Origin of the sequence: uncultured Porphyromonas sp. (assembly GCF_934359325.1) — a bacterium.
Taxonomy (GTDB): domain Bacteria; phylum Bacteroidota; class Bacteroidia; order Bacteroidales; family Porphyromonadaceae; genus Porphyromonas_A.
This window is the reverse complement of sequence record NZ_CAKRLH010000053.1, coordinates 1-9,521: the sequence shown is the minus strand read 5'-3', so window position 1 is coordinate 9,521 and position 9,521 is coordinate 1. Positions and strand designations below refer to the sequence as shown.

The 9,521-nt window shown below is 57.5% G+C and carries 8 protein-coding genes and 1 pseudogene; all 9 read left to right on the top strand.

From position 1 onward, the window contains the following. Nucleotides 1-231: pseudogene (locus tag Q0F21_RS03395) on the top strand (tRNA (guanosine(46)-N7)-methyltransferase TrmB); the annotation flags it as partial. A 15-nt stretch (nt 232-246) separates the two neighbouring features. Next, a complete protein-coding gene (locus Q0F21_RS03390) occupies nt 247-1,356 on the top strand; it encodes an Mrp/NBP35 family ATP-binding protein (RefSeq protein WP_297237416.1) in 1,110 nt (369 codons plus the stop codon). Nucleotides 1,357-1,385: 29 nt separating this feature from the next. Next, nucleotides 1,386-2,828, top strand: coding sequence for a Na+/H+ antiporter NhaA (gene nhaA / locus Q0F21_RS03385; RefSeq protein ID WP_297237414.1), 1,443 nt, complete (start codon nt 1,386-1,388; stop codon nt 2,826-2,828). A 10-nt stretch (nt 2,829-2,838) separates the two neighbouring features. Beyond that, nucleotides 2,839-4,389, top strand: coding sequence for a hypothetical protein (locus Q0F21_RS03380; protein ID WP_297237412.1), 1,551 nt, complete (start codon nt 2,839-2,841; stop codon nt 4,387-4,389). Between the two features lie 4 nt (nt 4,390-4,393). Then, entirely contained in the window at nt 4,394-5,623 is a 1,230-nt protein-coding gene (locus Q0F21_RS03375; protein ID WP_297237410.1) for a GDSL-type esterase/lipase family protein, read from the top strand. Nucleotides 5,624-5,631: 8 nt separating this feature from the next. Further along, nucleotides 5,632-7,113, top strand: coding sequence for an MBOAT family O-acyltransferase (locus tag Q0F21_RS03370; RefSeq protein WP_297237408.1), 1,482 nt, complete (start codon nt 5,632-5,634; stop codon nt 7,111-7,113). Between the two features lie 165 nt (nt 7,114-7,278). Beyond that, nucleotides 7,279-8,352, top strand: a complete 1,074-nt coding sequence (serC, locus tag Q0F21_RS03365) for a 3-phosphoserine/phosphohydroxythreonine transaminase (protein ID WP_018107301.1) — start codon at nt 7,279-7,281, stop codon at nt 8,350-8,352. Between the two features lie 22 nt (nt 8,353-8,374). After that, nucleotides 8,375-9,313 (top strand): NAD(P)-dependent oxidoreductase, encoded by a 939-nt coding sequence (locus Q0F21_RS03360; RefSeq protein ID WP_297237407.1) that lies wholly within the window; start codon nt 8,375-8,377, stop codon nt 9,311-9,313. A 20-nt stretch (nt 9,314-9,333) separates the two neighbouring features. After that, nucleotides 9,334-9,521, top strand: a 188-nt coding sequence (locus tag Q0F21_RS03355; RefSeq protein ID WP_297237405.1) for a DUF1015 family protein, incomplete at its 3' end; no start/stop codon positions are given.

Below are 9,521 nucleotides of genomic sequence, written 5' to 3'. Positions count from 1 at the left end.
GTCGGCGAGGAGGCCACGCCGGACTCCCCTCTCCGGACGATACAGACCTACTACGAGCAGCAGTGGATCGCCCGAGGGATCTCGATCAAGTACCTCCGGCTGCTCCTGGACCGCCTGCCCGACGAGCCTGTCGAGCCGGAGGTGGAGATCGAGCCGGACAGCTACAGGAGCTACGGCAGATCCAGACGGTCAGAGCTGGTGGATAAGGGGAGCCGAGGAGAAGAAGAGTAATCAGACAGACTACAGATGCCATACATCACACTATACCCGGCACTGATCCGGGATGCACTCAAGAGCGTCCGATACCCCGGTGAGGATTCGGACATCGTCACCTCCGGGATGGTGGAGGACAATATCAGGATCGAGGAGGGCAAGGTCTCCCTCTCCATCCGCTTCAAGAAAAGTCGGGATCCCTTCCACAAGAGTGTCCTGAGGGCAGCGGAGGCGGCGCTGAAGCGAGAGATCTCACCCGACCTCGAGGTGGAGATCACTCCCCTATTCCCTGAGCCGACTCCCACAGCCGATGAGGAGCCGCCACTACAGGGGGTAAAGAATATCATCGCCATCGCCTCCGGCAAGGGTGGCGTCGGGAAGAGCACCGTCACGACCAATCTCGCAGTCTCTCTCGCCGCACTCGGATACAGGGTGGGACTGCTGGACGCAGACATCTTCGGTCCCTCGATCCCCCGTATGCTCGGTGTACAGGAGTACAGACCGTGGCTCGACGAGGTGGACGGCAAGGAGCTGATCCACCCGGCAGAGGCGTATGGGGTCAAGGCTCTCTCCATCGGACACTTTGTCGACTCGGATCAGGCACTCGCCTGGCGCGGATCCATGGCATCCAATGCCCTCGGTCAGCTGATCCGTGAGGGAAACTGGGGCGAGCTGGACTATCTCCTCCTTGACCTCCCTCCCGGCACGTCGGACATACAGCTAACACTGGTCCAGACACTTCCCATCACTGGGGCGATCATCGTGACTACTCCTCAGAGCGTGGCAACGGACGATGCGATCAAGGCGATCAATCTCTTCCGCTTGGATCAGGTCTCGGTGCCGATCCTCGGCGTGGTGGAGAATATGTCGTGGTTTACCCCCGCCGAGCTGCCGGATCACAAGTACCGGATCTTCGGCGAGGGGGGCGGAGAGGCTCTAGCAGAGATCACCGGGAGTACGCTGCTGGGACAGATCCCTCTCGTACAGAGCGTACGCGAGGGAGGTGATGAGGGGAAGCCGGTCGCCCTACGAGAGACGGTGTCGGGGCTTGCTTTCCGTCACGTGGCAGAGCAGATGATCGGAGCGGTAGAGGAGCGCAACAGGCTGCTCCCTCCGACCCATCAGGTAAAGGTCAATAAGTAACATCAAGACACACTCTAATCAGGAACGTCATGTCAAATAGCACTTCCTACAGGCGAAGCGATGGCAAGTCGATGCTCGGCTTCCTCAAGGGGGTCAATCCCGCTGTGTACCTATTTGGAGCCACTGTGCTGTCACTCATCTTAGCCAACTCCCCCTGGAGCAGTTATTACTTCTCGCTGCTTGAGACTCCGATCAATCTTCAGATAGGAGACTGGCAGGTCTTTAGCCACCACGGGAGGACGATGAACCTGGGCGAGTTCATCAACGACGCCCTGATGTGTTTCTTCTTCTTCTCCGTAGGTCTGGAGATCAAGCATGAGATGGTGGGCGGGTCCCTGTCGGACTTCAAGACAGCAAACCTGCCGGTCCTGGCTGCCATCGGCGGTATGGTGATACCGGTCGCCTGCTTCGCTCTCGTGGAGAGCGGCAATCCCACTGTACTGAGAGGTGCCGCCATCCCGATGTCTACCGATATTGCCTTCTCTCTTGCGGCTCTCGGACTGCTGGGCAGTCGTGTACCTACGACGCTGAAGGTATTCCTGATGGCGCTGGCCGTCGTGGACGATATCGGCGGGATCCTTGTCATTGCGATCTTCTACTCTGAGGGACTGGCTCTCTTCCCGCTGCTGATCGCTGCAGCCCTGCTGATCTTCACCCGCTTCTGTGGTCAGAGGGGAGTGTACCAGCAGTGGTTTTACTATCTGATGTTCTTCTTCGTCTGGCTCTGCTTCCTCCACGGGGGCATCCACACGACGATCGCCGGCGTACTGCTCGCCTTCTGCGTGCCTTACGTCCCGATGGGTGTACCGAAGGATCTGATGGACCAGATCAATGTGGCTAGGCAGCACTTCGACACCTATCCTGTGGAGCACAGCAAGAATAGAGTCTACATGTCTGCCTCACAGCTCGACACACTCACGCAGCTGCGCAACACCTCATCCAAGGTGGTCAGCCCGGTGCAGCGGATGAATGTCAACATCAGCCCCTTCGTGAATTATGTCGTGCTGCCGCTCTTTGCCTTCTCCAATGCCGGTATCGCACTCGGAGATGTGCCGCTGAGTGACTTTGCCGGCGGAGTACCCTTCGCGGTGATGCTGGGTCTGGTGGTCGGTAAGCCGCTCGGGATCTTCCTCTTCACCTGGCTCTTCACCAAGCTCGGCGTGGTCAGCTTCCCTCCGGGCATGACAAAGCGAAACCTGCTTGGCATAGGGATGTTTGCCGGTATCGGCTTTACCGTATCTCTCTTTGTAGCGACCCTTGCCTATCCCGCATCGCTCGGTGCCATTGGTGTCGAGTATCTCAATGACGCCAAGCTCGGTATCCTCCTCGGGAGCTTGATCTCAGGTGTCGTTGCCTACTACTACATGCGTGCCGTGCTGAATAAGGAGGTAAAGGAGGGGCGTGGTGCTGCCAGCCCGGAGTATCAGGCTTACCTGAAGACTCAGTCCGGTCATCCTCAGGAAGAGAAGTGACTTATAATAGATGAGTAGAGGAGATCATCAGATACTCAAGTCCGTACTTCTCCTCCTCGCTGCGTCAGGACTTGCCTTTGGGGTAACTTTTACCCTGAGAGAGCTATTCCCCTCCCTTGGGGTCAAGGTATTCAACCCTCTGAGTGACCTCTTCCCCACACCGGGAGGAGAGGTGGCTCAGGGGGTCGATACGCCACCCGAGGATCCTCTGCTGGCCGAGGCGATGCGGCGCGATAGCCTCGAGCGTCTCGAGAGTGAGGCGACGGAGGAGGCAACCGACACACTGCAAGTAGACAGTGTCGTGAAGCGAACCGCTGCCGGACTGATCCCGATCGGACTGACCGACTACTCGGGAGGGACGGCGCTCACCCGACTGAGGGAGATCCTCGCAGCGGCGGAAGAGGAGCCGGTCAATGTGGCATTCCTCGGCGACTCCTTTATCGAGGGAGATATCTTAGTGGAGCACTTCCGCGAAGCTCTCCAGGCACGCTACGGAGGCGGAGGAGTCGGCTATGTGCCACTCACCTCCGTCACGGCACGCTTCCGACAGACGATCAAGCACCGCTTCTCGGGGTCGTGGGTGGATGATAATGCCCTCAAGCACCCGCGGGGCAGCCACTTCCTGATCACTGGTTCCTACCAGCAGGCGGTCGGGGAGGCCGAGGTCAGCTACGAGAATAAACGTCCGGTCGATCGGGCGACACTCCTTTACTCATCAGAGGACAGCCTACTGCTCAGTGCTACCGTGAATGGCGGCACACCGACAGAGGTCTCCCTTCCCCCGACGGGAGACAACCTGCGTAGCGTGAAGATGGGAGGACAGGTCTCTTCGCTTCGCCTTGGTCTCCCACAGTCAGAGGGGACCAGGCTCTACGGGGTCTGCATGGACGGAGACAAGGGTGTGCGAGTAGATAATATGAGCCTGAGGGGCTCATCGGGTCTGCAGCTGGGATCGGTCTCCCCTACCCTCTCAAGTGATCTCCACAGTATCCGACCCTACCACCTGATCGTGCTGGCTTATGGACTCAATGTGGTGAGCCCGAAGGATCTCCACAACGACTATGGCTACTATTATAAGGGGATGGATCGAGTACTCTCCCGTCTCCACGAGATCTACCCGGAGGCGATCTTCCTGATCCTCTCGATCTCCGACAGAGGGCAGATGTACGACGGCGAGGTCTATACGCTTCCCGGCGTCCCAAGGATGGTGGAGGTACAGGAGCGACTGGCGAAGAGGTACCATGCCCTTTTCTTCAATACCTATGGCACCATAAGATCGATGGGCGGGATCCGAAGCTTCGTCTCCAAGGGATGGGCGGCAAAGGACTACACTCACCTCAGCTCTGCCGGTGGTCGGGAGCTCTCCAAGCGGCTCGTGCAGGACTTGGTGGAGAGCCCCATCGACCAGCTGACCGGACAGGTGGCTGAGACTCCCCTCGAGGAATCACTCCTCCCGACTCAAGCAGTGATGGAGAAGCAGCCGAAGGCCTCAGATGACACGCTGGAGCAGGATAAGACCTCCACAGCTCCGGAGAGCACGGCAGAGAAGGACTCCATCTAAGGTCATGCGGAGACATTCCCCATTCCACTCACTCAGGCTGCAGCTGCTGACCCTACTGATGATCAGCACGGGGACTACGCTCGAGGCTCAGCAGGAGTCCCAGCACGATCTCTACCGACAGGAGCGTGCGGTCAGGATAGTAGCCCCCAGCGGTTACCTCGATCCTGTATGGCAGCGCTGCTCGACCCCGGGCGGGAGCGATCACGTGATCGTGCTCCACTTAGGTGACTCGCACGTACAGGCGGGGTTCTTCACGATGCCGATCCGGGAGTACTTCGGACGACAGTTTGGCCTGTCGGGACCCGGTCTGATTGCCCCCTACCGTCTACTGGGGACCAATGAGCCTCGCCATCTAAGGCTGGAGGGACGGCGAGGTGGCTATGCTACCGATCAGATCACCCGCAGATCCTATGCCGGAGAAGGTCCCACAGGGATAGAAGTAAGGTCGACCACCTCCCGCCCTCAGGAGGTGACGCTCTCCTCAAGCGAGGGCATCCGATTTGATCGGGTGGTGGTCCTCCACGGACACAACGACCGAGCCTTTTCTCTCGCAGGGGACTGGGCAGACACCCCACGCAGACCCTTCTCCCTCCTCACTTCAAGCTTCTTCGAGACGGACACGCTTGATCTGAAGAGCAGCGTCACCTCCACTAAGCTGGTAATCCCCTCACGGGCGACATTTTATGGAGCAAGCCTGGAGAGTCGAACTCCGGGGGTGACCGTACACACCCTGGGACACAACGGTGCCACCTATCAGACCTACCTAAAGGATCACTTCACCGGATCCGTATCGAAGCTAAAGCCGGATCTGATCATCATCTCTCTCGGGACCAATGATGCCATGGGACGAGTCAGTTCGTCGGCAGTAAGGTCATCGGTCAGATGCCTTGTCGATCAACTGAGGAGAAACTGCCCTGAGGTGCGGATCGTCCTATCCACTCCCCTTATGAGCTACGTCTCACGTCGTCGGGGTCGCACCGCTCCCAATCCCAACGTCAAGCAGGTCTCCCGCGCCATCACAGAGGAGGCAAAGGCGCTCGGTGTTGGATACATAGATACATTCGAGATCTTCGGCGGAGAGAGCGGAGCCGACAGACTGGTATCCGATGGGCTGCTCCGCAGTGACCGGATCCACCTAACCACTGAGGGATACAAGGCTCTCGGAAACTCCATAGCCGATGCGCTCGCCAAGGACTACAAGCGCTACCTCGGCTCTCGCGCAATGACCAACTAACGCATCCCATGTGGCAACAAATCACAGAGCTACTGACCTACGACCCGAGCTCGCCCCTACTCTTCAATAGCGGGCTCTTCTTGGTCCTCTTCCTCCTCTTTGTCCCGGTATTCTACCTGCTCCGGCGACACCACCTCCCGAGGACCATCTGGGTGGTGCTCTTCTCCCTCTACTTCTATTACCTCTCCAGCGGAGTCTACTTCGTCCTCCTAATCCTCTTAGCCACGACCGACTTCATCATCGGACGACAGATAGCACGGTGCCAGAGCAGATCGGGGAAGAAGGGCTGGCTCATCCTCAGCCTACTCCTCGACCTCGGGCTGCTCTGCTACTTCAAGTACACCAATTTCCTCTACGACTCCTTTGCCCCGCTCTTTGGAGCAAGTCCGGAGGGGCGGCACTTCGACATCTTCCTCCCGGTGGGGATCTCATTCTTCACCTTCCAGTCCCTGAGCTACGTGATCGACATCTATCGGGGAAAGATAGATCCCCTGAAGCGATGGATCGACTACCTCTTTTACATCTCCTTCTTCCCACAGCTGGTAGCCGGTCCGATCGTCCGGGCGGTCGACTTCATCCCTCAGATCCACCGGATCCCCCGGGTGAGCCGTGAGGACTTCGGGCGGGGACTCTTCTTGATCCTCTGCGGACTGCTCAAGAAGGGGGTGATCTCCGACTACATCTCGCTCAACTTCGTCGACCGAGTCTTCGATCAGCCACTGCTCTACAGTGGGTTTGAAAACCTGATGGGAGTCTACGGCTATGCGCTACAGATCTACTGCGACTTCTCCGGATACTCCGACATCGCCATCGGACTGGCGCTATGGATGGGGTACCACTTCAATACCAACTTTGACTTCCCCTACAAGTCAGCCACGATCACCGAGTTTTGGCGGCGCTGGCACATCTCCCTATCCTCCTGGCTGAGAGACTACGTCTACATTTCTCTGGGAGGTAATCGGAAGGGGAAAGTAAGGACCTACATCAATCTCCTCATCACGATGCTCCTCGGAGGGCTGTGGCACGGAGCTAATATCCGCTTCGTCCTCTGGGGAGCCATGCACGGAGTGGCACTTGCGATACACAAGTTCTTCCTCAGCCTCTTCCCACGACTGGGTCGCACCGGTGCCGAGATGAGCCCGATCTGGCGGGTCGTCTCCGTGATCATCACCTTCCACTTCGTCTGCTTCACCTGGATCTTCTTCCGTATGGGGTCGATTGATGGTGTATGGGACATGCTGACGATGATCACGGAGGAGTTCCACCCCGAGGTGATCCCACAGTTCTTCGCAGGGTATCGGATGGTGACGGCACTCATCGTCATCGGCTTCGGACTCCACTTCTTCCCGGACAGGTGGCGGCTGGCGATCCAGGGGAGCGTGATGCGTGCACCCCTCTGGGTGCAGACGCTGCTCTTTGCAGCCGTGCTGGTGATCCTCACACAGTTCCGGAGCGCCGGCGTCCAGCCCTTTATCTACTTCCAGTTCTGACACATACCCATTAAGGATCAAAAACTGTCCCCCTGTACAGAGATGGTAAGTATGGAGAAAAAAACCCACAAATCTGTGTTAACTTCAAAAATAATACATATCTTTGGACCACAAGAGTAACAAGAACAACATTCAATCACTTTTCAAAACATCTTTACAATCGTCATGAAAAAGCACAATTTCACTGCAGGACCCTGTATCCTGGATGAGGGTGTGATCAAGGAGGCCGCTCGTGCGGTGCTCAACTACAACGGCACAGATCTCTCCGTGATCGAGATCTCCCACCGTAGCAAGACCTTCCAAGACACGCTCGCTGAGACCACAGCACTCTTCAAGGAGGTGCTCGAGATCCCTGATACACACACGGTCTTCTTCCTCGGAGGAGGTGCCAGCCTGCAGTTTTATGCTCACGCAGTCAATTTCCTCAAGAAGAAGGCTGCCTATGTCGATACCGGCAACTGGGCTCACAAGGCCATCGAGGAGGCTAAGGTCGTAGGCGACGTCGACGTAATCGCCAGCAGTCGTGATGACAATTACACCTTCTACCCCGAGCTCCCGAAGCTCTCACCCGACGAGTACGACTACCTCCACTTCACCACCAATAATACCATCTACGGTACAGAGCTGCGTGAGGATCCTGAGGTGGGTGTGCCACTGATCGCCGATATGTCCTCTGACATCTTCACCCGTCACATCGACTTCTCCAAGTACATCTGCATCTACGGCGGCGCTCAGAAGAACATCGCCCCCGCCGGTGTCACCTTCGTGATCGTACGTAAGGATGCCCTCGGCAAGACCGGTCGTGCCATCCCGAAGATCCTCGACTACCAGACCCACGTCGATCACCCCGACTCCTACAATACTCCTCCTGTCTTCCAGATCTACGTCATGCAGCAGACCCTCAAGTGGTTCAAGGAGATCGGCGGTCTCGATGAGCTCGAGAAGAGAGCTAAGGAGAGAGCCAAGGTGCTCTATGACGAGATCGACCGCTCTAAGGTCTTCCGCGGCGTAGCCAGGAAGGAGGATCGCTCTCTGATGAATGTAGACTTCGTCCTCGCTGATGAGTACAAGGACAAGGAGGCTGAGTTCTTCGACTTCGCCAAGAAGAGAGGCATGGAGGGCATCAAGGGTCACCGCTCCATCGGTGGTTGCCGCTGCTCTCTCTACAACGCACTCCCCCTCTACAGCGTAGAGGCACTCGTCAAGTGCATGCAGGACTTTGAGAAGGAGATCCTCTAACTCACGATAGCCTGATATCACAATGACTAAGAAAGTATTAGTAGCTACTGAGAAGCCCTTCAACTCCGCCGCAGTGCCACAGATCCGCAAGATCGTGGAGGATGCCGGCTACCAGCTGGAGGTGCTGGAGAAGTATCAGAGCCAGGATGAGCTGCTGAAGGCTGTCGCTGACGCCAACGCCCTCATCGTCCGCAGCGACAAGATCACCAAGGAGGTGATCGACGCCGCCAAGGAGCTGGAGGTGATCGTCCGCGCCGGTGCCGGATACGACTCCATCGACACCCAGTACGCCAAGGAGAAGGGCGTGATCGTAGAGAACACTCCCGGACAGAACTCCAATGCTGTCGGTGAGCTCGTCTTCGGTCTGCTCGTCTTCGCATCACGCAACCGCTTCAATGGCAAGTCCGGAAGCGAGCTGATGGGTAAGAAGATCGGCTTCCACGCCTTCGGCCACACCGCCCGCTGCGCCGCACGTATTGCACGCGGCTTCGGTATGGAGATCTACTGCTTCGAGCCTTTCTTCGAGCAGGGCAAGGAGCGCTCCCCCAAGGAGTACGAGGATGTCACCAACTTCACCAACGTGGAGGACCTCTACAAGACCTGTGACATCGTCTCCCTGCACCTCCCCGCCACACCGGAGACCAAGGGATCCATCAATTATGACCTCGTGAAGAACATGCCCAAGGGCGGTGTCCTCCTCAATGCTGCACGCAAGGAGATCATCGACGAGGCGGGACTTCTCAAGCTCATGCAGGAGCGCGAGGACCTCAAGTATCTCACCGATATCATGCCCGACATGGATGCAGAGTATCGTGAGAAGCTGGGAGATCGCTACTTCTCCACCCCCAAGAAGATGGGTGCTCAGACCGTCGAGGCCAATATCAATGCCGGTCTCGCCGCTGCCCATCAGATCGTTGCCCTCTTTAGCGAAGGAGAGGTAAAGTTCCAAGTCAATAAGTAACCACTACTATCCCCATAATAATGGCTACAGTAAAACCATTTAAGGGCTGGCGCCCTCCCAAGGATCTGGTCACCAAGGTCAGCTCACGTCCCTACGACGTCCTCGACACCGAGGAGGCTCGCAAGGAGTCCGAGGGCAATCCTATGTCCCTCTACCACATCATCCGCCCGGAGATCAATTTCCCCGCCGGTAAGGATGAGCACGACCC